Below are 23,903 nucleotides of genomic sequence, written 5' to 3' on the forward strand. Positions count from 1 at the left end.
GTACCGACCTCTCGGTCGGCTGCGGTGATACGTCGGTCTCCCGATAAATTCGAACAAACGCAGGGAGGCTAGCAAGGATTTTCACCCTTTAACCACAGGTTCTTGACGTTGCCCTTGTCACGCGCACATCCATACAACCCTCTGTGCGTTTCATGTGTCTCAGCTCTCTGACGCCTCAGCTCTCGGCGTGACGCGTCTCGGCGTCATGTGTCCCGGAGTCATGTGTCCCGGCGTCATGCCGCCCGGGAACCGGGGACTTCACACCGGCCGCCAGGCCTCCAGAGCCAGGCCGGGCTCGTCCTTGCGGCGGGTCAGCAACAGGTGTCCGGTGGACGGGGAGAGGGTGGCCGCGACCACCCGGTCGTCCTCGTCCACGGCCAGCGACACCTCGGCGTCCAGGGGGAGTTGGGGCCCCGACTCGGTCCACCAGGCGCCGGCCGACTCCTGCTCGGTCGGGTACGCGGCGAAGGCGACCCGGCCGCTCGCGGAGCGCTGGGCGAGCAACGTGCAGTCGTGGCCGTCGAGTTCGCAGCGCACGGCGGCGACCGGGCCGGGACCGACGGAGGCGAGCAGGGTGACCGGCTTGGCGCCCGGACGCCAGGCGCACAGGTCACCGGAGGCGTCGGTGAAGAAGAGCGTGGTGCTGTCCGGGGAGGTGGCGAGGGCGCGCAGGGTACCGGGACGGACCGAGGCCTCGATCTCCTCCTCCAGAACCGGCTGGGCGCCCGCCTCCTCCTGCCGCCAGTGCAGGATCCCGCCGGACGTGGCCGCGTACAGCTCGACGAGTCCGGGCTCCCCCGTCACGGCCGCCAACTCGTCCTGTGTGTCACGCCCCTTGAGGTCGCGCCAGGGGCTCCAGCCGCCCTTCTCCTTCTGCGCGGCCATGCTCACCCCGCCGCCCTTGTTGCGGACGAAGACATGGGCGCGGCCCTGGGCGTCGACCGCGACGGCGGGCGCGCCGGTGCGCTCGCCCGTCTTGTCGGGGTGCCCGACGGGACTCCAGTCGAGTGCCGCCAGCCGGGGCCGGAAGTGGGTGGAGTGCACCAGGGCGGACTCGCCGGACTTGGTGGGCCGCCAGGCGGCCAGATGGGCGTAGCCGTCGCCGCCCTGCCCGACCGCGAGCACGGTCTGCAGTCGCTGGGGGCCGCCCACTCGGCGGGGAGCGTCCCACGGGCCGCCCGGGCCCCGCTCGGCCCGGCACAGGACGGCGTCATCCGTGGGCAGATACACACTGAGCCGGCCGTCGCGGCCGCGTATGAGCCAGTCGCCGTTCACCGGTTCACTCTAAGCGGAGGCGGCTGCCGGGCGCGTTCCGCCCCCTGGCCGGCATCGCCCCCCGTGGGCTGTCCTCGCCCAGAACGGGCAGGCTGGTCCACAACGAGGACCGCCGTACCAGAACAGAAAGCCGACGTCATGACCGACAAGCTCACCGTAAGCGTCCTGGGCACCGGGATCATGGGGGCCGCGATGGCCCGCAACCTGGCCCGCGCGGGACACTCCGTCCGGGCCTGGAACCGCACCCGCGACAAGGCCGAACCGCTCGGCGCCGACGGCATCACGGTCACCGACACCCCGGCCGAGGCCGTCCGGGACGCCGATGTCGTCCTCACCATGCTGTACGACGGTCCCACCGCCGTCGACGTGATGCGCCAGGCGGCGTCCGGCCTGCGTCCGGGGGCCGCCTGGGTCCAGTCGACGACCGCGGGCATCGAGGTGATCGAGGAGCTGGCGGACTTCGCCCGCGGGCACCGGCTGGTCTTCTTCGACGCGCCGGTGCTGGGCACCCGCGGCCCCGCCGAGGCCGGACAGCTGCTCGTCCTGGCCGCCGGGCCCGCCGGGAGCCGCGAGGCGGTGGCTCCCGTCCTGGACGCGGTCGGCGCCCGCACCGTGTGGACCGGCGAGGACGGTGCGCTGGGCAGCGCGACCCGGCTGAAGCTGGTGGCCAACAGCTGGGTCATCGGCGTCACCGCGGCCGCCGGTGAGGTGCTGGCCCTGTCCAAGGCCCTCGGAGTGGACCCGCAGAACTTCTTCGACGCCATCGCCGGCGGCCCGCTCGACATGGGCTATCTGCGGGCCAAGGCCGAGCTCCTGCTCGAGGACCGGCTCACGCCCGCCCAGTTCGCGGTGGCCACGGCCGCCAAGGACGCCCGGCTCATCGTCCGGGCGGGCGAGCTGAGCGGCGTACGGCTCGACGTGGCCGTCGCGAGCGCGGAGCGGCTGGAGCGGGCCGCCGGGCAGGGGCACGCCGACGAGGACATGATCGCCGCCTACTTCGCCAGCTTCGACGAGAAGCCCCGGCCCTGACGAGAGGGACGTGGGGCGGGAGGGGGCGTGGGGCGGGAGGCACCTGGGGCGAGAGGGACGTGGGGCGGGAGGGGGCGTGGCACCCTGGCCGCATGGACGACAACGCCCCGCTGCTGGTGATCGTGGACGCCGCGAACGTCGTCGGGTCGGTGCCCGACGGCTGGTGGCGGGACCGGCGCGGGGCCGCGGAACGGCTGCGGGACCGTCTGGCGGCGGACGGCGTGCCGGGGCGTTCCGGCCCCGTGGAGATCGTTCTGGTGGTCGAGGGCACGGCGCGTGGCGTGGAGCCGGTGCCGGGCGTGCGGGTCGAGTCGGCGCCCGGCAGCGGGGACGACCACATGGTCGAGTTGGTGGCGCGGGCAGCCGGCCGTCCCGTACTGGTCGTCACGGCGGATCGTGAACTCAGGCGCAGGGTGGGTGAGTTGGGGGCGGAGGTGGCCGGGCCGCGGACGGTCAGGCCGTCCTGACCGGGCACGCCGGCACCGCCGCCCCCTTGGGCCGTCGGCTCCTTGGCCGGAGCCGGCCGGTTACTCCGCGGTGCCGCGCGGCGGCTTCGCCGTCTGGCCGGCGGCGGCCCGCTGTTCCACTCCGAGACGGCTGTGGCCGCGGCCGTAGAGGAAGTACACGACGAAGCCGACGGCCATCCAGATGCCGAAGCGCAGCCAGGTCTCGGCCGGCAGGTTGATCATCAGCCACAGCGAGGCGAGCACCGAAAGGATCGGCAGGACGGGCACCAGCGGGGTGCGGAAGGAGCGGGGCAGGTCGGGGCGGGTGTTGCGGAGGATGATCACGCCGACGGCGACGACGATGAACGCGAACAGCGTGCCGATGTTCACCAGCTCGGCGAGCTCACTCAGGCTGGTGAAGCCGGCGAGGATCGCGATGATCACGCCGAGCAGGATGGTCGGCCGGTGCGGGGTCTTGAACCGCGGGTGGACGTGGGAGAAGAAGCGGGGCAGCAGCCCGTCACGGCTCATCGCGAAGAAGACCCGGGTCTGGCCGAGCAGCAGGATCATGCAGACCGTCGTCAGGCCGACGGCGGCGCCGAAGCTGATGAAGCCCGCGAACCAGGGATGCCCGGTGGCCTTGAACGCGTCGGCGAGCGGGGCGTCCACGGACAGCTTGGAGTAGTGCTGCATGCCGGTCACCACGATCGACACCAGGACGTACAGGGTGGTGCAGATGAGGAGCGAGGCGAGGATGCCGCGGGGCATGTCGCGCTGCGGGTTGCGGGTCTCCTCGGCGGCCGTGGCCACGACGTCGAAGCCGATGAAGGCGAAGAAGACGACGGAGGCGGCGGTGAAGATGCCCATCACGCCGAAGTTGGAGGGCGCCCAGCCGAACATCAGCTGGATGAGCGGGGAGTCGAGGCTGCTGCCCGCGTCCACGGTCTGCGCCTTGGGGATGAACGGGTCGTAGTTGTCGCCCTTGATGAAGAAGGCGCCCGCGATGATCACGGTCAGGACGACGGTCACCTTGATGGCGACCACGACGGCGGTGACCCGTGCGGAGAGCTTCGTGCCGACCACGAGGATGGCGGTGAGCACCAGGACGAGGGCGGCGGCGAGGATGTCGAAGCCGAAGCCGTCGGCTCCCTCTCTGCCGCTGAGCGCCGCCGGCAGGTGCCAGCCCGCGTTGTCCAGCAGCGAGGCGATGTAGCCGGACCAGCCGACCGCGACCACCGCGGTGCCGAGCGCGAACTCCAGGACCAGGTCCCAGCCGATGATCCAGGCGGGCAGTTCACCGAGGGAGGCGTACGAGAAGGTGTACGCGGAGCCGGCCACCGGGACGGTGGAGGCGAACTCGGCGTAGCAGAGCGCGGCGAGCGCGCAGACGACACCGGCCACGACGAAGGCCAGGGCCGTGGCGGGACCGGCGTTGTCCTTGGCCACCGTGCCGGTCAGGACGAAGATGCCGGTGCCGATGATGACACCGACACCGAAGACGGTCAGATCCAGCGCGGAGAGGGATTTCTTCAGCGCGTGCTCTGGTTCCTCGGTATCGAGGATGGACTGCTCGACCTTCTTCGTCCGGAAGAGGGTGCTGCTCATGGGTACCTCCCACGCTTTCTCGTCCTCGACATGATCGAGAGGGGGCGTAGTGCGTATGCCCCGGCGCGGGCGTATTCACGCGAACGGGCCGGCCATACCACTGTCAAGAGTGGGATGACCGGCCCGTTCGGGCATGTCAGTCGCGGGCGGACTCCACCGGTTCGGCCTCGGCCGCCGTGCTGCCGATGGGGGTCCCCCCGCTCGGGCGCAGCCGGGAGTGGGGGATGCCGTCCAGCTTCGAGACCAGGCCGGTGACCTGGCGGGCGATGTCGGGCGCGGTCAGCCCGATCTCCGCCAGGACCTCGGCGCGGGAGGCGTGGTCGAGGAAGCGGGGCGGGATGCCGAAGTCGCGCAGCGGTACGTCGACGCCCGCGTCCCGCAGGGCCTGCGCGATCGTCGAGCCGACGCCGCCGACGCGGGAGTTGTCCTCGACGGTGACGACCACACGGTGCCGCTCGGCGAGCGGGGCCATGGCCTCGTCGACGGGTTTGACCCAGCGCGGGTCGACGACGGTGGTGGAGATCCCCTGCTTGTCGAGCAGGTTCGCGATCTCCAGGCACATCGGCGCGAGGGCGCCCACCGAGACGAGAAGCACATCCGGTGTGCCGGTGCCCGGCTCGCGCAGCACGTCCATGCCGCCGACGCGTCCCACGGCCGGTACGGCGGGGCCGACGGCGCCCTTGGAGAAGCGGACCACGGTCGGCGCGTCGTCGACGGCGACGGCCTCACGGAGCTGGGCGCGGACCTGGTCGGCGTCGCGCGGGGCGGCCAGTCTGAGGCCGGGCACGACCTGGAGGATCGACATGTCCCACATGCCGTTGTGGGAGGCGCCGTCGGTGCCGGTGACACCGGCCCGGTCCAGTACGAACGTCACCCCGCACTTGTGGAGGGCGACGTCCATCAGGACCTGGTCGAAGGCACGGTTGAGGAAGGTGGCGTACACCGCGAACACCGGATGCACCCCGCCCGCCGCCAGGCCCGCGGCGGAGACGGCGGCGTGCTGCTCCGCGATGCCGACGTCGTAGATGCGGTTCGGGAAGGTGTCCGCGAACTTCTTCAGGCCGACCGGCTGCAGCATCGCCGCCGTGATCGCGACGATGTCCTCGCGCTCCTTGCCGAGTTCGACCATCTCGTCGCCGAAGACGGAGGTCCAGTCGGCGCCCGAGACCTTGACCGGCAGACCGGTGTCGGGGTGGATGGGCCCGATGCCGTGGAAGCGGTCGGCCTCGTCCTGGAGGGCGGGCTGGTAGCCACGGCCCTTCTCGGTGAGGCAGTGCACGATGACGGGTCCGCCGAAGCGCTTGGCACGGGCCAGCGCCGACTCCAGGGCCTCGATGTCGTGGCCGTCGATCGGGCCGACGTACTTCAGGCCGAGGTCCTCGAACATGCCCTGGGGCGCGATGAAGTCCTTGAGGCCCTTCTTGGCGCCGTGGAGGGTCTCGTAGAGGGGCCTGCCGACGACCGGAGTGCGCTCCAGGAGGTCCTTGCCGCGGGCCAGGAAGCGCTCGTACCCGTCGGTGGTCCGCAGGGTCGCGAGGTGGTTGGCGAGGCCGCCGATGGTCGGCGCGTACGACCGCTCGTTGTCGTTGACGACGATGACCAGCGGGCGGTCCTTGGCGTCGGCGATGTTGTTGAGCGCCTCCCAGGCCATACCGCCGGTGAGAGCGCCGTCGCCGATCACGGCGACCACGTGGTCCTCGCGTTCGAGGATCTGGTTGGCCTTGGCGATGCCGTCGGCCCAGCCGAGGACCGTGGAGGCGTGGCTGTTCTCGATGACGTCGTGCTCGGACTCGGCCTGCGAGGGGTAGCCGGACAGACCGCCCTTCATCTTCAGCCTGGCGAAGTCCTGACGGCCGGTGAGCAGCTTGTGCACGTAGGACTGGTGGCCGGTGTCCCAGAGCACCTTGTCCTTGGGTGATTCGAACACCCGGTGCAGGGCGATGGTGAGCTCGACCACACCGAGGTTGGGGCCGAGGTGGCCGCCGGTCTTGGAGACGGCGTCGACGAGGAAGGTCCGGATCTCCTCGGCCAGCTGGTCCAGCTGCTCCAGGCTGAGCCGGTCCAGATCGCGCGGTCCCCTGATGCGGGTCAGCAGCGGCACCCGTGCCTCCTTGCAGTAGAGCTGATCGAGCTGTTTCCGGGCTCGTCGAGTCTAATTGTCCGCCCATGCGGCCGACGCCGGGGCGGTGCGTGATGCGTCACGCGATCGGCTGTACCCATGATGTGCCGTTCCTACGACATGACTGTGCCCGGCACCACCATGGGTGCCGGGCACAGGGGTTCGTACGGTTAGGCGCGACCCGCGGTCTTCTGTGTCTTACGGGTGACCGAGTCGATCACGACCGTCGTCAGCAGAACCGCCGCGGTGATCATGTACTTGACCGGCTCGGCGATGGACTCCAGCTGGAGACCGTACTGGATCGAGACGATGACCAGCACACCGAGGAGCGCGTTCCAGGTCCGGCCACGGCCACCGAACAGCGAGGTGCCGCCGATGACGGCCGCGGCGATCGCGTTCATCAGCAGGTCACCGGTGCCGGCGCTCTGGTTGGCCGACGCGATCTTCGACGCCAGGAACAGACCGCCGACCGCCGCGAGACCGCCCGAGATCGCGAAGACCGAGACCCGGACCGCGGTGACGTTGATACCCGCACGCCGGGACGCCTCAACGCTGCCGCCGAGCGCGAAGATCTTGCGACCGTAGGCGGTGCGACGCAGCACGAAGTCGGTCGCGATCAGGAACGCCAGGAAGATCACCGTGGCCAACGGCAGGCCCTTGTACTGGTTGTACATGTACCCCGCCGCGAAGGCGACCACGGCCAGCAGGACCGTCCGCATGAGGGTGTCGCTGAGCGGCCGGGACGGGATGCCCGCGGCCTCCCGGCGCCGGTTGCCCAGGAACGAGGTGAGGAAGAACACCACGACCACGACCGCTGCCAGCACGTACGCGGCGGCCACGTCCGTGAAGAAGTACGTGGTCAGCTTGCCGATCAGCCCTTCGCTGTCGAGGTTGATCGTGCCGTTCTCGCCCAGGATCTTGAGCATGAAGCCCAGCCAGAACAGCAGGCCGGCCAGGGTCACGGCGAAGGCGGGAGCGCCGAGCACCGCGAAGAAGAAACCGTGTGCCGCGCCGATGGCCGCACCCGCGGCGACGGCGGCGAGCACCGCCAACCACTCGGGCCAGCCCTGGTTGACCGCCAGGACGGCCGCGATGGCGCTGGCCGCGCCACTGACCGAGCCGACCGACAGGTCGATCTCGCCGAGCAGCAGCACGAAGACGATGCCGACGGAGATCATGCCCGTGCCGACCATGGTGACGGTGATGTCACTCAGGTTCTGCGCGGACAGGAAGTTGGAGTTCAGGCTCTGGAAGACGACGCAGATGACGATCAGGCCGATGACGACCGGGATCGAGCCGAGCTCGCCGGTCCTCATCTTGCGCTTGAACTCACCGACGTAGCCCTTGAGTCCCTGCTCGCGTACGAGGAGCCGGGGATCGACCGCGGTCACCGCGGCAGCGGCGGCCTCTTGGGTGTCGACGGCGACGCCGCCCTGCGAGGTCGCGGAGGTCTTGTCGAAGCTCACTTGGAAACCTCCCCGTTCGTGCTGGTCGTGCGGGCCGCACGACGGGTCACGGCATTTTCGGTGGCACCGGTGATGGCGGAGATGATCTCCTCCTGCGAGGTCGTCTTGACCTCGAAGACACCGTTGTTGCGGCCCAGACGCAGCACGGCGACCTTGTCGGCCACCGCCTTGACGTCGGCCATGTTGTGGCTGATGAGGATCACCGCGTGGCCGCGCTCGCGCAGCCTCTCGACGAGGTCGAGGACCTGCGCGGTCTGCTCGACACCGAGGGCGGCGGTGGGCTCGTCCAGGATGACCAGCTTGGGCTCGCCGAGCATGGAGCGGGCGATGGCCACCGTCTGGCGTTGACCGCCGGAGAGCGAGGCGATCGGGATACGGACGCTCGGGATACGGATGGACAGCGTCCGCAGCAACTCCTGCGAACGTCGCTCCATCTCGACCTCGTCCAGCACGCCCCACTTCCTCACCTCGCGGCCGAGGAAGAGGTTGCCGACGACATCGATGTTGTCGCACAGCGCGAGGTCCTGGTAGACCGTCGCGATGCCCAGGGCCTGGGCGTCGTGCGGTCGGTTGATCTGGACGGACTTGCCGTCCCACTCGATGACGCCCTCATCGATGGGGTGCACGCCGGCGATCGTCTTGACCAGCGTGGACTTTCCGGCGCCGTTGTCGCCCACCAGGGCGACCACTTCACCGGCATGGACCTCAAGCTCTACGTCGGTGAGCGCCTGAACGGCACCGAACCGCTTGGAGACCCCGCGCAACGCCAGCACGGGCGTAGCGGACACGTTAACCATCTCCTTCGCCGCCTGACCCGGCGGGAGGTTGTGCAGAAAGAAAGTCTGGGGGATGTTCCGTCCGGCGCCCCGCGACGAGCTTGCGGGGCTGTCTGATGTACGGGGCGCCGGCGGAGACTGGGGAGCAGTCATGTCCCTACGGGAGCTTCCGGGTACGGGGATTCACGGTCGAACTCCCGTACCCGGACAGGGGACTTGAGGCTGCTTACTTGATGCCGAGCTCGTCGCAGGCGGCCTTGTACTTGCCGGTGCAGATCTCGGCGGGCGTGTAGTAGCCCTCCTTGATGACCGTGTCGTTGATGTTGTCCTTGGTCAGCGAGACGACCGGGACCAGCACGGACGGGACGTCCTTCGCACTGCCGCTGGAGACCTTGTCCTTGGCGATGGAGCCCAGGCTCTCGCCCTTGGCCAGCGCGACGGCCATCTCGCCGGCGACGCTCGCCTCCGACGGGTAGGACTTGAACACGCTCATGTACTGGTCGCCGACGATGACCCGCTGCACGGCGGAGAGTTCGGCGTCCTGGCCGGTGACGGGGACCTTGAGACCGGCGGCCTTGAGGGCGGTGATGATACCGCCGGCCATGCCGTCGTTCGCGGAGTAGACACCCGCGATGTTCTTCCCGCCGACCGCGGAGATCGCCGCCTCCATCTCGGAGTTGGCGTTGTCCGGCGACCACTCCTTGGTGTCGTACTCCTTGGCGACGGTGACCTTGCCGTCCAGCGCGGAGTGCGCGCCCGCCTTGAACTGGGCGGCGTTCGGGTCGGTGACCGAACCGTTGATCATGACGATCTTGGAGGACTTGGTGGCCTTGGAACCCAGGGCCTTCAGCAGGGCGGCGCCCTGGGTCTTGCCGACCTCCTCGTTGTCGAACGAGGTGTAGGCGCTGATCGGGCCCTCGGCGAGGCGGTCGTAGGCGACGACCTTGATGCCCTGGTCCACGGCCTTCTGGACCGAGTTCTTGATGGCCTTCGCGTCCACGGCGTCCACGATGAGGACGTCCACCTTGTTGGTGATCATCGTGTCGACCTGCTGGGACTGCAGGCTCGCGTCCTGCCGCGCGTTGTTGTACAGGACTTCGGCCTTGTTGTCCGTGAGCTCCTTGATCTTCTTCTCGATCAGGGGCTTGTCGAACTTCTCGTACCGGGCGGTCTTGTTCTCCGGAAGGAGCAGACCGACCTTGATGTTGTCGCTCTTCGATGCGGAGCCCGAGGCCTCGGCCTTGTCTCCGGACTCCTTGGCGCTGCCACAGGCGGCCAGCGAAACCGCCATGGCACTGGCGGCGACGGCAACAGCGGCACGACGCATACGCGTATTCACTTCAGAAACCTCCCTGACGAGGCCGCGTCGTTGCGGCCGAGGTGGCTGGAAGTCAACTCGGCCACACGTGCGACGTCAAGAAGTAAATCCTTAACGGGTTGGCAACGGTGCCATCCGTTCTCTAAGTGAAGGCGGGTGTCGCCGCATGCAGCGTGCCGTCCAAAAGGGTTGAATCACCCATCTCGCTGAGCGCGAGAGCGAGCGCTCCAAGCACTTCCGCACGGCCACCAAGGGCCCCCGGGAGAACGGAGAGCTGGCGTGCCGCACTGGGGATCGCATAGCGGCCCACGGACTCCCTGATCGGCCCGAGCACCAGCTCACCGGCCTCGGCGAGATCACCGCCCAGGACCACCCGGCTCGGGTTCAGCAGATTGCAGAGATTGGCGACTCCACTGCCGATATGGCGGCCGACGTCGGCGATCACCCGACGACAGCCAGGGTCTCCGTCCCGCGCCAGTCGCACCACGCCTTCCATCGTCAGATCGGTGCCGTGACTGGACTGGAGCAGCGGAAGCACATAGCGCGCGGCCGCGAAGGTCTCCAGGCAGCCCCGGTTTCCGCAACGGCAGACCGGGCCGGACTCATCAAGTGTAATATGTCCTATTTCTCCCGCGGTGCCACCTGGGCCGCGGTAGATCTTCCCGCTGATCACCAGGCCCGCTCCGACCCCGCTCGCCACCTTGATGTAGGCCAGGTCGCGCACCCCCCGGCCACTCCCCCAGACCAGCTCGCCCAGGGCGCCGAGATTGGCGTCGTTGTCCACGTGAACAGGCACGCCGAGCCGGCCGTGCAGCTCCTCGGCGGGCCTGGTGCCGGCCCAGCCGGGAAGGATGGCGCTCGAGCCGAGGGTGCCGGACTCCACGTCGATCGGGCCGGGGACGCCGAGCCCCACGCCGGCGATCTTGGAGCGATCCACTCCGGTGGCCTCGATCAACCGGGTGACCAGCTGTTCCGCCCGATCGAAGCCCTGCGCCGCGGAGGCGTCCACATCCAGCGGCTCGGACTCCTCGGCCAGCACCTGATGGGCCAGGTTCCCGACCGCCACCCGCAGATGGGTGTGCCCGAAATCGACCCCTATGACGATGCCGGCGTCGCCGCTCAGGGAGACGCTGCGGGCCCTTCGGCCGCCCGCCGAGGTGGGCGTGACCTCGACGGTTCCGCTGCCCTTGAGCTCGCGCACGATGTTGGAGACGGTCGCCGCGGACAGGCCCGTCGTCCGCGCGATCTCCGCCTGCGTGAGGGACCCGGCCAGCCGCACGGCTCGTACGACACGTTCCAGGTTGGCTCGGTGCAGCGACGACTGCGAACCCGGAGTCTCCACGACGACCTCCTGCGCGCGGGACCGCTTCAATGAGGCCCCGTCTATGTCCAACTAGTGAACTCTAAGCTGAGCCGTTCGGGTTGCCTCCCGTCAAGAGGTTGAGCCGCATCCGGGTGCGCGGACACACGCGCGAACGCCGCCCCCGAGAAACCGGGAGCGGCGCCGCGCACCGTGGTCGAGCGGTTACTTCAGGGCACCGGCGGTCAGCCCCTGCACCACCTGACGCTGGAAGACGATGTACGCCGCGAGCACCGGCAGCATCGCCATGACCAGGCCCGCGAACAGACCTGACCAGTCGCCCTTGTACCCCTGGCTCACCGCCAGCTGGACCAGACCCTGGGTGAGGACGCGTTTGTCCGGGTCGGTGTTCAGCACGGTCGGCAGCATGTACTGGTTCCACTGCCCCAGGAAGTTGAAGATCCCCACGCTGATCAGGCCGGGCTTGGCCATCGGCAGCATGATCTGGAAGAACGTCCTGGAGTGCGAGGCCCCGTCCACGAACGCCGCCTCCGCGATGGAGGTCGGCAGGGTGCGGAAGAACGCGGTCAGGAAGAACACCGTGAACGGCAGCGAGTAGGCGATGTAGACCAGGATCAGCCCGTGGATCGTGTTCAGCAGACCCATGTTGTTCACGACGTAGAACAGCGGGACCAGCGCCAGCATGATCGGGAAGCTCATGCCGCCGATGAACAGGAAGTAGATGAACCGGTTGCCCGGGAAGTCGAAGCGGGCCAGCACGTACGCCGCCATCGAGCCGAGCACCAGGGTGCCGATGAGCGAACCCCCCACCACCAGGATGGTGTTGAGGAAGTAGTCGCTCATGTTGGCCTCGGTCCAGGCCCGCGACCAGTTGTCGAAGTGCAGCTTGTCCGGCAGCGACCAGGGCGAGCCGAAAATGGCGCTGTCGCTCTTGAAGGACGTCATGAACGCCCACACCAGCGGCAGCACGACCATGATCGCCCAGAGGACCAGGATCCCGTGCGAGAAGGCGTTGAGGACGCCGCCCTCCTTCTTCTCCTTCCGGGAGGGGCCGGCCGGGACGTCGACCTTGGCGACGGGCACACCGGACTCGGCCGGCAGGGGGGCGGGGGGCTCGGTCGTCTTCATTCTGATCAGTACTCCAGCCGCTCGCGCCGTCCGAGCCGCATCACGAGGGCGGCGAAGGCCAGCGTGACGACGAGCAGGGCGACGCCGATGGTGGTGGCATAGGCGGCCTGCCCGTCGCGGAACGCCTTCTGGTACACGTACAGGACCATGACGGTGGTCGAGTAGTCGGGACCGCCCGGCCCGGTCGTCATGATCTGTACGACCGCGAACGACTCGGCGCCCAGGGCGAGGATGCCCATGTAGACCCAGCCGGACTGCACGGTGTCCCACAGCAGCGGCAGGGTGATCCGGAAGAACGTGGCGGCACGGCCGGCCCCGTCGAGCAGCGCGGCCTCGTAGAGGTCCGCCGGGATGGAGGCCATCCCGGCGGAGAAGAGGACCACGAAGAAGCCGACCGTGGACCAGACGAGCACCGCCATCACGCACCACAGGGCCAGGCTCGGGTCGCCCAGCCAGAGCGGCTGGACGCTGTCGAGGCCGATCCCGCGCAGCAGTGAGTTGATGGCGCCACTGTCCGGGTTGTACGCGAAAGCGAACAGCAGAGCGACGATCGCGATCGAGAGCACCTGCGGGAAGAAGTAGACGATCTTGTAGAAGGAAGAGCCCCGGACACCGGAAATGACCGGCCCGCCCCTCCTTCTGCGCCCACCGACATTGATCATGAAGGCGAAGAACAGCGCCAGGCTGATCGTCACGATGGGCAGCACGACCGCGAACATCAAGCTGTGCTGCAAGGACTTCCAGAAGATCTCGTCGTCCAGCATCCTCCGGTAATTGTCCAGGCCGACCATCTTGAATTCGGGGCTCAGGCCGGTCCAGTCCGTGAACGAGTAGTAGATGGACTGGATGAACGGCCAGACCACGAAGAGCGCGTACAGTCCGAGGGGCAGCGCCAGAAACCCCACGATGAACCGGTACTTGCCGTGCTGCATCGATTCTCCGGTTCGTCTACTGGTGCTTGTAGTGCTTGATCGAGCTGTCCTTGGCGGTCTCGTCGGCGTAAGCCTGGATCTTCTTGATGGCCTCGGCCGGAGTAAGGCGGCCGGCCATCATCTCGCCGAGGCCGGAGACCCCGATCTTCTCCTTCTGGAGTTGCACGTACCAGTCCTGCATCCGCGGATTCACCACATTGCTGCCGGCCTTCTCCAGCGCCGCGACGCCGGACTTGAGGCCCGGGGTGAGGGTGATGCCCTCGGTGCCGCCGTTGAACGCGGTCAGCGACTTGACCTTGCTGGTGAAGTTCTTCGAGGACGCCTCGCTGAGCATGATGCGCAGCTGCTCCATGCCGCCCGCGCCGTTCTTCGCCTTGGCGGGGACGATGAAGGGCTCGCCGCCGGAGGCCCAGATGGTGCCGAAGGGCAGCTTGTCGGAGGAGTCGATACCGGTGGGCGCGGAGACCGCCAGGTCGAAGTCCTTCGGGATGACGTTCGCCGACTCGTTCTCCACCCAGGAGCCGTTCGGGATGAACAGCGCCTTGCCCTTGGCCCACGCGGTCTGCGACTGGATGTGGTCCAGACCGGGCGTGCCCTTGAGGATGTAGCCCTTCTTGTAGAGCTCGTAGTAGGCGTCGAAACACGCCTTGACCGCCGGGTGCTTCCAGGCGTTCGGCTCCAGGTTGTCGATGGCGTCGAGCACCTCGACACCGCCCACCTTGCCGATCATCGCGTAGAGCGAGAAGGGGAGGTAGTACGGGTACTTGCCCGCGTACGTCCAGCCGGCCATGCCCTTCTTCTTGGCCTTCTCGCACACCGCGAGCATCTGGTCCCAGGTCTCGGGATATGTGGCGTCGAGGGAGTCCAGCGCCTTCTGCGAGTACCAGACGCCGTACACCGTGTAGGCGTAGTACATGATCCAGACCGGGTCGCCGTCGAGCTGGCCCATCTCCACGATGCCGGGACGCAGCGTGTCACGGACCTTCTTGTTCGGGTCGTCGTAGGACGCGGCGTCCAGCAGCGGGGTGAGGTCGGCGAGCTGGTTCTTTCCGGCCAGGACGCCCATGTCCATCTGCTCTGCGCCGGAGTTGTCGATGAGGTCCGGCGGGGTGCCCTGGTTGAAGCGGGGCTGGAGGGTGGACTGGATCTTCTGGGTGGCGGCGAACTTCACCTTGGCCTTGGGGAAGTCCTTCTGGTAGATCTTCACGGCGTCCTGGGCGTACTCCTTGCCGAAGCCGCCGTCGAACAGGACGAATTCCATTCCCGCGGTCTCGTTCACGGCCAGCGGGTTCTTCGCGGTCTTCTTGCCGGCCTTGGCCTTGTCGCCACTGTCGTCGCCGCCACTGCTGGCGCACGCCGAAAGGAAGCTCATCGTGGGGACTGCGATCAGGCCCAATGCGGCGGACCGCTTGATCAGATCGCGGCGGCCGACGCCACCGGTGCCGTTGTTCTCGGCGGAAGTGGATCCCATGCTCAAGTCCTCGCCTTCTCCAGGACTCAGGCGGTGAACCGGATCCTCCCGGGCACCGCGGTCAGGTCAAGCAGGGTCGTGCGGGAAGTGCGGATCGTGCGAGTTCGATCATGCCGTGCGGATCGTGTGAATCGCCGACAGGTATAGTCCACTTCCTGCCAACGGAGCAAGATCGTACGCAAGGTTGACCATCGGTCTTTTCCGAGTTGAGACCTCGCGGAAATATGAGCGCCCTGTGCGCCGCTTGCCGGAAAAATCCCTGACATAGGCCTCGAATGCCACAGTCAACACCCTTGACAACACTGCCCACTTGAGCAACTACTGGTCCTTGCGCAGAGAAGTTGACAACGTTGTCCGCAGCGCAGGAGGGGTTGCTCGCGTATGCAGCAGCACAGGGTTCGGCACAGACGTGTTTCAACGGGTGGGCGGGGTTCGGCGGTCGCGTTGACGGCCGCCTTCGCATTGGCGGTGGGGTCCCAGGGGGCGGCGGTCGCCTTTCCGCAGGCGCCCGCGGCCGCCGACCGGGGGTTCGCGTCCTCCTTCGAGGCGGACGATCCGGCACCCGACTGGCTCAACACCGTCGACACGGCACCGGACGGCGGCAAACGCGCCTCCGGCGTCGACGGCGGCTACAGCACCGGCATCCCCGGCAATGTGACCGACCACGTCACCGACGTCCGGGCGAGCGCCGAGAACACCGGCGGCGGCGAGGTGAAGGACAACCTCGTCGACGGCGAACCCGGCACCAAGTGGCTGGCCTTCGAGTCCACCGGCTGGGCCGAGTTCGACCTGGACAAACCGGTGAAGGTGGTCCGGTACGCGCTGACCTCGGCGAACGACGCCGAGGAGCGCGACCCGAAGGACTGGACCCTCAAGGGCTCCACCGACGGCAAGGACTGGAAGACCCTCGACACCCGCTCGGACCAATCCTTCTCCGAGCGATTCCAGACGAAGACGTACGACATCCCGGAGGCGGCCGCCGCCGAGTACCAGCACTTCCGGCTGGACATCACCCGCAACAACGGCGCCGACGGCATCCTGCAACTCGCCGACGTGCAGTTCTCCACCGGCGGCGACGACGGCCCGGTTCCGCAGGACATGCTGTCGCTGGTCGACCGCGGCCCGAGCGGATCGCCCACCGCGAAGTCGGGCGCCGGCTTCACCGGAAAGAGGGCCCTGCGTTACGCCGGACGGCATACGGCGGACGGGCGGGCCTACTCGTACAACAAGGTCTTCGACGTGAACGTGCCGGTCGGCCGGGACACCCGGCTCTCCTACCGGATCTTCCCGTCGATGGCGGACGGGGACCGGGACTACGACGCCACGAACGTGTCCGTGGACCTGGCCTTCACCGACGGCACCTATCTGAGCGGCCTCAAAGCCACCGACCAGCACGGATTCGCACTCTCACCGCAGGGGCAGGGCGCCTCCAAGGTGCTCTACGTCAACCAGTGGAACAACGTCGCCTCACGGATCGGGTCGGTCGCGGCCGGTAAGACCGTCGACCGGATCCTGCTGGCGTACGACTCCCCGAAGGGTCCGGCGAAGTTCCGGGGCTGGCTGGACGACGTGACGATCGAGCGGGCCGCTCCCGAGAAGCCGAAGGCCCATCTGTCGGACTACGCGCTGACCACCCGGGGCACCAACTCCAGCGGCGGTTTCTCGCGGGGCAACAACTTCCCGGCGACGGCGGTGCCGCATGGCTTCAACTTCTGGACGCCGGTGACCAACGCGTCATCGCTGAGCTGGCTGTACGACTACGCACGGGCCAACAACGCGGACAACCTACCGACCGTCCAGGCGTTCAGCGCGAGCCATGAGCCGAGCCCCTGGATGGGCGACCGGCAGACCTTCCAGGTGATGCCGTCGGCCGCGTCCGGCACCCCGGACACCGGGCGTGAGGCGCGCGAGCTGGCCTTCCGGCACGAGAACGAGACCGCGCGGCCGTACTACTACGGGGTGCGGTTCGAGAACGGGCTGAAGGCGGAGATGACGCCGACCGACCACGCGGCGGCGCTCCGGTTCACCTACCCCGGTGACGACGCGAGCGTGCTCTTCGACAACGTGACCGACCAGGCGGGGCTGACACTCGACAAGGAGAACGGGACCGTCACCGGGTACTCGGACGTGAAGTCCGGGCTGTCGACCGGTGCCACCCGGCTCTTCGTGTACGGCGTGTTCGACAAGCCCGTGAGCGACGGGTCCGCCGCCGGGGTCAAGGGGTATCTGCGCTTCGACGCCGGTGCCGACCGGACCGTCACCCTGCGCCTGGCGACCTCGCTCATCAGCCTCGACCAGGCGAAGGACAACCTGCGTCAGGAGATCCCGGACGGCACCTCCTTCGAGAAGGTGAAGTCGCGCGCCCAGCAGCAGTGGGACAGGATCCTCGGCAAGGTCGAGGTGGAGGGGGCGACGCCGGACCAGCTGACCACGCTGTACTCCAGCCTGTACCGGCTCTATCTGTACCCCAACTCCGGTTTCGAGAAGGTGGGTTCGAAGTACCAGTACGCCTCCCCGTTCTCGCCGATGCCCGGCCCGGACACTCCGACGCACACCGGCGCGAAGATCGTGGACGGCAAGGTGTACGTCAACAACGGCTTCTGGGACACCTACCGGACCACCTGGCCGGCCTACTCACTCCTGACGCCCGGTCAGGCCGGGGAGATGGTCGACGGGTTCGTCCAGCAGTACAAGGACGGCGGCTGGACCTCGCGCTGGTCCTCACCCGGGTACGCGGACCTGATGACCGGCACCTCGTCGGACGTGGCCTTCGCGGACGCGTACGTCAAGGGCGTCGACTTCGACGCGAAGTCGGCGTACGACGCGGCCCTGAAGAACGCGACCGTCGTACCCCCCTCCCCCGGTGTCGGCCGCAAGGGCATGGCGACCTCGCCCTTCCTCGGCTACACGAGCAGCGACACGCACGAGGGCCTGTCGTGGGCGCTCGAGGGCTACCTCAACGACTACGGCATAGCGAGGATGGGCCAGGCCCTGTACAAGAAGACCGGCGAGAAGCGCTACAAGGAGGAGTCGGACTACTTCCTCAACCGGGCCCAGGACTATGTGAACCTCTTCGACTCCAAGGCCGGCTTCTTCCAGGGCCGGGACACGAAGGGCGACTGGCGCGTCGAGTCCTCTACGTACGACCCGCGGGTGTGGGGCTACGACTACACCGAGACCAACGGCTGGGGGTACGCCTTCACCGCGCCGCAGGACAGCCGGGGCCTCGCCAATCTCTACGGCGGCCGCGGCGGCCTCGCCGAGAAGCTCGACGAGTACTTCGCCACCCCGGAGACCGCCTCACCGGACTTCGTCGGCTCCTACGGCGGCGTCATCCACGAGATGACGGAGGCGCGGGACGTCCGGATGGGCATGTACGGCCACTCCAACCAGGTCGCGCACCACGTCAACTACATGTACGACGCGGCCGGGCAGCCCTGGAAGGCCCAGCGGAACGTGCGTGAGGTGCTGTCGCGGCTGTACACCGGCAGCGAGATCGGGCAGGGCTATCACGGTGACGAGGACAACGGCGAGCAGTCGGCCTGGTTCCTGTTCTCCGCGCTCGGCTTCTACCCGCTGGTGATGGGCAGCGGCGAATACGCCGTCGGCTCCCCGCTGTTCACCAAGGCGACGGTCCATCTGGAGAACGGCCGGGACCTGGTCGTCAGGGCGCCGAAGAACAGCGCGAAGAACGTGTACGTGCAGGGGCTGAAGGTCAACGGCCGTTCATGGACGTCGACTTCACTGCCGCACTCGCTGCTGGCGAAGGGCGGGGTCCTCGACTTCGACATGGGATCGAAGCCGTCGTCGTGGGGCACCGGCAAGAACGCGGCTCCGGTGTCGATCACCCAGGACGACAAGGCGCCCGCCCCGCGTGCGGACGTACTGAAGGGTGAGGGCGCCCTGTTCGACAACACGTCGGCGACGGACGCGAGTGTGACGTCGGCCGTGGACCTGCCGGTCTCCGCGCGGGTCAAGGCGCTCCAGTACACGCTGACCTCGTCGGCGGACCACACGAAGGCACCGGCCGGCTGGACGCTCCAGGGCTCCGCCGACGGGACCACGTGGAAGACCCTGGACAAGCGCTCCGGGCAGTCCTTCGCGTGGGACAGACAGACACGTGCGTTCTCGGTGGGAACCCCGGGTAGCTACGAGAAGTACCGTCTGGTCGTCGATGGCGAGGCGGTGGTGTCGGAGGTGGAACTGCTCGTCTGAGCAGTCGAGTTGGGGGTCCCGTGCCGTTTTCCGTGCCCGTCCTGCCCGAGGGTGTCGACCCGGCCTGGCTGCCACCGGAGGCCTTTCGGCCGCTCGGTGGCAGGCGGACCCTGATCCGCGGATCGGGGCCGCTGGTGGAGACGGTGCACGGGGAGGTGGCCGAGGCCTGCGCCCGGTTCGGTGGTCGTGTCGTACGCGACGTCGAGCCGGGCGCTCCCGGGTACGACCTGGTGCTGGAACTGACCGGTGCCGAGGACTCCGAGGACCCCGAGGACTCTGAAAACTCTGAGGACTCCGAGGCCTTCACGTTCGTGCGTGAGCGCGGCCGGACGACCGTGACCGCGTCCGGGCCGGCCGGGCTGCTGTACGGCCTGTTCCACGTCGTCCGGCTCGGCGAGGACGCCTTCGCCGGGGAGCCGGCTCGACAGACCCACCGTCCGGCGGTGGCGCTGCGGATGGTGGACCACTGGGACAACGTGGCCGTGCACCCGGTCATGGGCCAGGTGGAGCGCGGCTACGCGGGCGGGTCGCTGTTCTGGGCGGACGGCCGGGCGCGCGGGGAGCAGGCCCGGGTGCGGGCCTACGGCCGGCTGCTGGCCGCCTGCGGGATCAACGCTGTGGCGGTGAACAACGTCAACGTGCACGAGACCGAGGCACACCTGCTCACGGACCGGATCGGTGAAGTCGCCGACATCGCGGGCGCGTTGCGGCCGTACGGGATCAGGACCCATCTCTCGGTCGGCTTCGCCGCGCCCATGGTGCTCGGCGGACTCCCGACGGCGGACCCGCTGGACGAGGCGGTGCGCGGCTGGTGGGCCGAGGCGACCGAGCGGGTGTACGAGGCGATACCGGACTTCGGCGGATACGTGGTGAAGGCCGACTCGGAGGGGCAGCCGGGTCCCTTCGCGTACGGGCGCAGCCACGCGGACGGCGCGAACATGCTGGCCGCCGCGCTCGCCGCAGCTGACAGCGGCTCCGCCGCGGGGTACGGCGGGACCGTGCACTGGCGGGCCTTCGTCTACGACCACCGGCAGGACTGGCGGGACCGGACGACGGACCGGGCGCGGGCCGCGTACGACCATTTCACGCCGCTGGACGGGGAGTTCGCCGCCAACGCGGTCCTCCAGGTGAAGCACGGCCCGCTGGACTTCCAGGTACGCGAACCGGTGTCACCGCTGATCGGCGCGATGCCGCGGACCCGGCTGGCAGTGGAGGTGCAGGCCACCCAGGAGTACACCGGGCAGCAGCGGCACGTGTGCTGGCTCGGGCCGATGTGGAGCGAGGTGCTGCGGTTCCGGCCGGACGGCCAGGACCCGGTCGGGGCGCTGGCGCGGGGCGGGCTGGTGGCGGTGTCCAATGTCGGCGACGACCCGTTCTGGACCGGGCATCCCCTCGCCCAGGCGAACCTGTACACCTTCGGACGGCTGGCCTGGCGGCCGGACGCGGATCCCGGTGCCGTCCTCGACGAGTGGATCCGGCTCACCTTCACGCCCGGCGCGACCTCCGACCCCGCCCGGTTGGAGGCAGGGCTCCACGCGGTTCTCGACGGTTCGTGGCGGACGTACGAGAAGTACACCGCGCCGCTCGGGGTGGGCTTCATGGTGCAGCCCGGCCATCACTACGGCCCGAGCGTCGACGGCTACGAGTACAGCCCCTGGGGGACCTACCACTTCGCCGACCGGGACGGCATCGGTGTCGACCGGAGTGCGGCGACCGGGACGGGCTACGCGGGGCAGTACGCCAAGCCCTGGGCCGAGGTGTACGAGTCGCCGGACACCTGCCCCGACGAACTGCTGCTGTTCTTCCACCACATGGCGTACGAGCAGATGTTGAAGAGCGGGAAGACAGTGATCCAGCACATCTACGACACGCACTTCGAGGGCGTGGAGGAGGTGGCGGAGGCGCGGGAGGTGTGGGCCTCGCTGGCGGGTCTGGTCGATCCGGCACGCCACGCGCGGGTCGCGGAGCGGTACGAGGAGCAGCTCCGGAGTGCCCGCGAGTGGCGCGATCAGATCAACAGTTACTTCTTCCGCAAGTCGCATGTGCCCGACGCACATGGGCGTCGCATCTACTGAAACCGCAGGATCACTGTGCCGAGCGGGTCGAGGGTGAGTGGCTCGCCCTGGTCGACCCGTTTGCCGGTGAGCAGGTCGGTGGCGGTGGCGTGGGCGGTCAGGCGGGCCGGTTCGGGGGCGTGGTTGAGGAGGAAGAGGAGGCGGGTCCCGTCGGGGGCGACACGGGTCGCGGACTCGACGGTCGGGTGGTCGGAGTACGGGCCGATCAGGTCGTGGCGGGCGAGGATCTCCCGGACGACCTGGTCGACGCCCGGCTGGTCGAGGGCGGTGGCGACGTACCAGCCCTCGCCCTCGCCGAACCGGTTCCGGGTCACGGCGGGGGTGCCCGCGTAGAAGTCGGCGCCGTAGGTGCCGACCGGCTCGGCGCCGCGCGGCTGCACGATCTCGAAGACCAGCCGCGCCGAGTAGCTCGACTCCCCCAGCTCGACGGGCTGTACGACGTCCTGGGGGCGGGAGTCCCATTCGTCGACGCGGATACCCATCAGGGGGGCGAGCGGACCGGGGACATCGGTGAGGAAGGCCAGGTCGTGTTCGTCGACGCGGCCGGAGAGGAAGGTCGACAGGACCGTGCCGCCGCGTGCGGCGACCGTTTCGAGGCGGGCGGCCAGATCGCCCTTGACCATGTGCAGGACGGGCGCGAGCACCACGTCGTACGGGGTGAGGTCGGCGGTCTGCGGGATCACGTCCACGTCGGCGCCGGCCTCGCGGGCGGCCCGGTAGTAGGCGTGGACGGTGTCCTGGTAGCGGACCGGTCGGGACGGGCCGTCGGAGATCTCCAGGGCCCACCAGCTGTCCCAGTCGAAGAGCAGGGCGGTGCGGGCGGGGGTGCGGGCGCCCAGGGTCGCGCTGCCCAGCAGCTCCAACTCCCGCCCCAGGTCCGTCACTTCACGGAAGACTCGGGTGTCGTCGCGGCCCGCGTGGCCGATCACCGCCCCGATGTACTTCTCGCAGGCGCCGCGCGAGGCGCGCATCTGGAAGTAGAGGGCCGCGTCGGCGCCGTGGGCGACGGCCTGGAAGGTGGCGAGACGGAGTTCGCCCGGTCGCCGCAGCGGGTTGACGTCCCGGCAGGCGGTGGTGGAGGGGGTCTGTTCCATCAGCCAGAAGGGGGCGCCGTCCTTGAGGCCGCGCATCAGGTCGTGGGCGAGGGCGGGCCAGGTGGGCGGCGCGTCGAGGGGCGGGTAGCTGTCCCAGGACGCGAAGTCGAGGTGGGGCGCCCAGCGGTGGTAGTCGAGGGGGCGAAACATGCCCATGAAGTTGGTGGTGACGGGGGTGTCCTGGTCATGGGCGCGGATCACCTCCTTCTCGGCGAGGAAGCAGCCGAGCAGGGCGTCGGTGGTGAAGCGGAAGTAGTCGAGGGTGGTGCCCTGGAAGGCGGTGTGGTCGGGGCCGCGCCAGTGTTCGGTGAGGGCGTTCGGGGGCTCGATCTCGTCCCAGTCGGTGTAGCGGTGCGACCAGAAGGTCGTGTACCAGGCGTCGTTGAGGGCGTCGAGGGTCGCGTACCTCTCGCGGAGCCAACTCCTGAACGCGTCGGCGCACAGCTCGCAGTAACAGGTGCCGCCGTACTCGTTGTTGATGTGCCAGGCCAGCAACGCCGGGTGGTCCGCGTACCGTTCGGCCAGCCGTGCGGCCAGCGAGGTGGACAGTCGGCGGTACGCCGGTGAGCTGGGGCAGAAGTTGTGGCGCTGGCCGTAGCGGTGCCGACGGCCCTCGAAGTCGGTGCGGTTGACCTCCGGGTACTTCTTGGCGAGCCACGGCGGGAGGGCCGCCGTGCCGGTGGCCAGGCAGACCTGCCGTCCCTCAGCGGCCGCCCGGTCGAGGACCCGGTCGAGGACCGTGAAGTCGTAGGTGTCCTCGGCCGGTTGGGTCAGCGACCAGGAGAAGACGCCGACGGTGAGGGTGTCGATGCCGGCCCGGGTGAACAGGCGGTGGTCCTCGTCCCACACCTCCTGTGGCCACTGCTCGGGGTTGTAGTCGCCGCCGTAGGGGATCTTCGGGGTGCGGGGCGGGGTCATACGGTGAAGTCCTCCTGGGTCTCGGCGATCACCGGCCTGCCGCTGTGCAGCAGGGACAGCAGCAGCGGGGCGGCCAGCAGGGCGGGCAGGGCCTCGGTCAGCAGGGCGGTCATGGCGCCCGTGAGGACGAGCAGCGAGGCGGCGCGGAGGGTGACACCGCCGCGGCGGATCAGGAAGTACCCGGCGAGGCGGGCGGTGTCCCGGGCGCGGAACGCGAACAGCGAGGTGAGCACGAGCGCGTGCGCGCCCCACAGGAGCGAGCCGAAGCCGATGACCGCGAGCAGGACGGCCCACCAGCCGGGCAGTGCGGTGGCGGAGAAGTGGGTCAGGGTGAAGGCGATCACGGTGAGCCAGGCGAGCAGCGGCGTCCACAGCTTCAGGGCCGGGAGCGCGTTGAGGCGCCAGCCGCGCCAGTAGGTGCGGGCCGGGTGGAGGTCGGTGAGGTCGCGGTCGCGGTGGTGGAGTGCGTACAGGGCGGCGGACAGGGCCGGGCCGAGGGGCAGCAGGCATACGGCGGCCAGCGGCAGGTTGGCCGGGTCGGTGCCCACGACCAGCAGCCCGGCCAGGCCCGGTGCGGCCGCGCCGAGCAGCAGGGCCTCGACGGTGACCAGGGTGTGGATCAGCGCGGCGGCGCGGGAGAGGGGGCCGTCACCGAAGGCGGTGGCCTGAGGTGTGCTCACCGCGTGTGATCCCTTCCGCTCGGCTCGGCGGGCAC

The 23,903-nt window shown here is 69.0% G+C and carries 16 protein-coding genes; 4 read left to right on the plus strand and 12 right to left on the minus strand.

Features of this window, described 5'->3' with window-relative positions:
- Positions 1 to 258: 258 nt before the first annotated feature.
- Positions 259 to 1,275: a hypothetical protein gene (locus tag AB0H86_RS02240; protein ID WP_362431867.1), complete on the minus strand. Its 1,017-nt coding sequence runs from the start codon at positions 1,273 to 1,275 to the stop codon at positions 259 to 261.
- A 138-nt stretch (positions 1,276 to 1,413) separates the two neighbouring features.
- On the opposite strand from AB0H86_RS02240, the gene AB0H86_RS02245 reads away from it, so the two are divergent.
- Both AB0H86_RS02245 and AB0H86_RS02250 read left to right on the plus strand, forming a co-directional pair.
- Entirely contained in the window at positions 1,414 to 2,304 is an 891-nt protein-coding gene (locus AB0H86_RS02245) for an NAD(P)-dependent oxidoreductase (protein ID WP_362431869.1), read from the plus strand.
- A 92-nt stretch (positions 2,305 to 2,396) separates the two neighbouring features.
- Positions 2,397 to 2,771 (plus strand): NTP pyrophosphohydrolase, encoded by a 375-nt coding sequence (locus AB0H86_RS02250; RefSeq protein WP_362431871.1) that lies wholly within the window; start codon positions 2,397 to 2,399, stop codon positions 2,769 to 2,771.
- Positions 2,772 to 2,831: 60 nt separating this feature from the next.
- Here AB0H86_RS02250 and AB0H86_RS02255 read toward each other — a convergent pair whose 3' ends face one another.
- From AB0H86_RS02255 to ngcE, 9 genes are all read right to left on the minus strand, one after another.
- Complete coding sequence (locus AB0H86_RS02255) at positions 2,832 to 4,355, minus strand: amino acid permease (protein WP_362431874.1); 1,524 nt, start codon at positions 4,353 to 4,355, stop codon at positions 2,832 to 2,834.
- 136 nt (positions 4,356 to 4,491) lie between these two features.
- Positions 4,492 to 6,456, minus strand: a complete 1,965-nt coding sequence (gene dxs / locus AB0H86_RS02260) for a 1-deoxy-D-xylulose-5-phosphate synthase (RefSeq protein WP_362431876.1) — start codon at positions 6,454 to 6,456, stop codon at positions 4,492 to 4,494.
- 188 nt (positions 6,457 to 6,644) lie between these two features.
- Entirely contained in the window at positions 6,645 to 7,940 is a 1,296-nt protein-coding gene (locus AB0H86_RS02265) for a sugar ABC transporter permease (protein WP_362431879.1), read from the minus strand.
- Positions 7,937 to 8,737 (minus strand): ATP-binding cassette domain-containing protein, encoded by an 801-nt coding sequence (locus tag AB0H86_RS02270; RefSeq protein WP_362431881.1) that lies wholly within the window; start codon positions 8,735 to 8,737, stop codon positions 7,937 to 7,939. The genes AB0H86_RS02265 and AB0H86_RS02270 overlap by 4 nt, the downstream gene beginning before the upstream one ends.
- A 205-nt stretch (positions 8,738 to 8,942) precedes the next feature.
- The gene (locus AB0H86_RS02275) at positions 8,943 to 10,043 is read right to left on the minus strand and encodes a substrate-binding domain-containing protein (protein ID WP_362432251.1); all 1,101 of its coding nucleotides are present in this window, start codon (positions 10,041 to 10,043) and stop codon (positions 8,943 to 8,945) included.
- A 133-nt stretch (positions 10,044 to 10,176) separates the two neighbouring features.
- Positions 10,177 to 11,376: an ROK family transcriptional regulator gene (locus AB0H86_RS02280; protein WP_362432253.1), complete on the minus strand. Its 1,200-nt coding sequence runs from the start codon at positions 11,374 to 11,376 to the stop codon at positions 10,177 to 10,179.
- Between the two features lie 183 nt (positions 11,377 to 11,559).
- Positions 11,560 to 12,483 (minus strand): carbohydrate ABC transporter permease, encoded by a 924-nt coding sequence (locus tag AB0H86_RS02285; protein ID WP_362431884.1) that lies wholly within the window; start codon positions 12,481 to 12,483, stop codon positions 11,560 to 11,562.
- A 5-nt stretch (positions 12,484 to 12,488) separates the two neighbouring features.
- On the minus strand, positions 12,489 to 13,415 hold the full coding sequence (locus AB0H86_RS02290; RefSeq protein WP_362431887.1) for a sugar ABC transporter permease: 927 nt from the start codon (positions 13,413 to 13,415) through the stop codon (positions 12,489 to 12,491).
- A gap of 16 nt (positions 13,416 to 13,431) precedes the next feature.
- On the minus strand, positions 13,432 to 14,886 hold the full coding sequence (gene ngcE, locus AB0H86_RS02295; protein ID WP_362431889.1) for an N-acetylglucosamine/diacetylchitobiose ABC transporter substrate-binding protein: 1,455 nt from the start codon (positions 14,884 to 14,886) through the stop codon (positions 13,432 to 13,434).
- Positions 14,887 to 15,348: 462 nt separating this feature from the next.
- Between ngcE and AB0H86_RS02300 the strand changes: the two genes are divergently transcribed.
- Positions 15,349 to 19,101: a GH92 family glycosyl hydrolase gene (locus tag AB0H86_RS02300; RefSeq protein ID WP_362432255.1), complete on the plus strand. Its 3,753-nt coding sequence runs from the start codon at positions 15,349 to 15,351 to the stop codon at positions 19,099 to 19,101.
- Positions 19,102 to 19,121: 20 nt separating this feature from the next.
- Entirely contained in the window at positions 19,122 to 21,176 is a 2,055-nt protein-coding gene (locus AB0H86_RS02305) for an alpha-glucuronidase (protein WP_362431891.1), read from the plus strand.
- On the opposite strand, the gene AB0H86_RS02310 is transcribed toward AB0H86_RS02305, so the two are convergent.
- Together AB0H86_RS02310 and AB0H86_RS02315 are read right to left on the minus strand one after the other, a co-directional pair.
- The gene (locus AB0H86_RS02310) at positions 21,170 to 23,188 is read right to left on the minus strand and encodes a beta-galactosidase (RefSeq protein ID WP_362431893.1); all 2,019 of its coding nucleotides are present in this window, start codon (positions 23,186 to 23,188) and stop codon (positions 21,170 to 21,172) included. The two genes, AB0H86_RS02305 and AB0H86_RS02310, sit on opposite strands and share 7 nt — an antisense overlap.
- Entirely contained in the window at positions 23,185 to 23,868 is a 684-nt protein-coding gene (locus AB0H86_RS02315) for a hypothetical protein (RefSeq protein WP_362431895.1), read from the minus strand. Before AB0H86_RS02315 ends, AB0H86_RS02310 begins: the two co-directional genes overlap by 4 nt.
- Positions 23,869 to 23,903 lie beyond the last annotated feature (35 nt).

This window comes from Streptomyces sp. NPDC050997 (assembly GCF_040660135.1).
Classification (GTDB): Bacteria; Actinomycetota; Actinomycetes; order Streptomycetales; family Streptomycetaceae; genus Streptomyces.

Coding starts and splice junctions, on each gene's coding strand:
- AB0H86_RS02245 (WP_362431869.1), top strand. CDS start 1,414: ATGACCGACAAGCTCACCGTAAGCGTCCTGGGCACCGGGATCATGGGG.
- AB0H86_RS02250 (WP_362431871.1), top strand. CDS start 2,397: ATGGACGACAACGCCCCGCTGCTGGTGATCGTGGACGCCGCGAACGTC.
- AB0H86_RS02255 (WP_362431874.1), bottom strand. CDS start 4,355: ATGAGCAGCACCCTCTTCCGGACGAAGAAGGTCGAGCAGTCCATCCTC.
- AB0H86_RS02270 (WP_362431881.1), bottom strand. CDS start 8,737: ATGGTTAACGTGTCCGCTACGCCCGTGCTGGCGTTGCGCGGGGTCTCC.
- AB0H86_RS02275 (WP_362432251.1), bottom strand. CDS start 10,043: ATGCGTCGTGCCGCTGTTGCCGTCGCCGCCAGTGCCATGGCGGTTTCG.
- AB0H86_RS02285 (WP_362431884.1), bottom strand. CDS start 12,483: ATGAAGACGACCGAGCCCCCCGCCCCCCTGCCGGCCGAGTCCGGTGTG.
- AB0H86_RS02290 (WP_362431887.1), bottom strand. CDS start 13,415: ATGCAGCACGGCAAGTACCGGTTCATCGTGGGGTTTCTGGCGCTGCCC.
- ngcE (WP_362431889.1), bottom strand. CDS start 14,886: ATGGGATCCACTTCCGCCGAGAACAACGGCACCGGTGGCGTCGGCCGC.
- AB0H86_RS02310 (WP_362431893.1), bottom strand. CDS start 23,188: ATGACCCCGCCCCGCACCCCGAAGATCCCCTACGGCGGCGACTACAAC.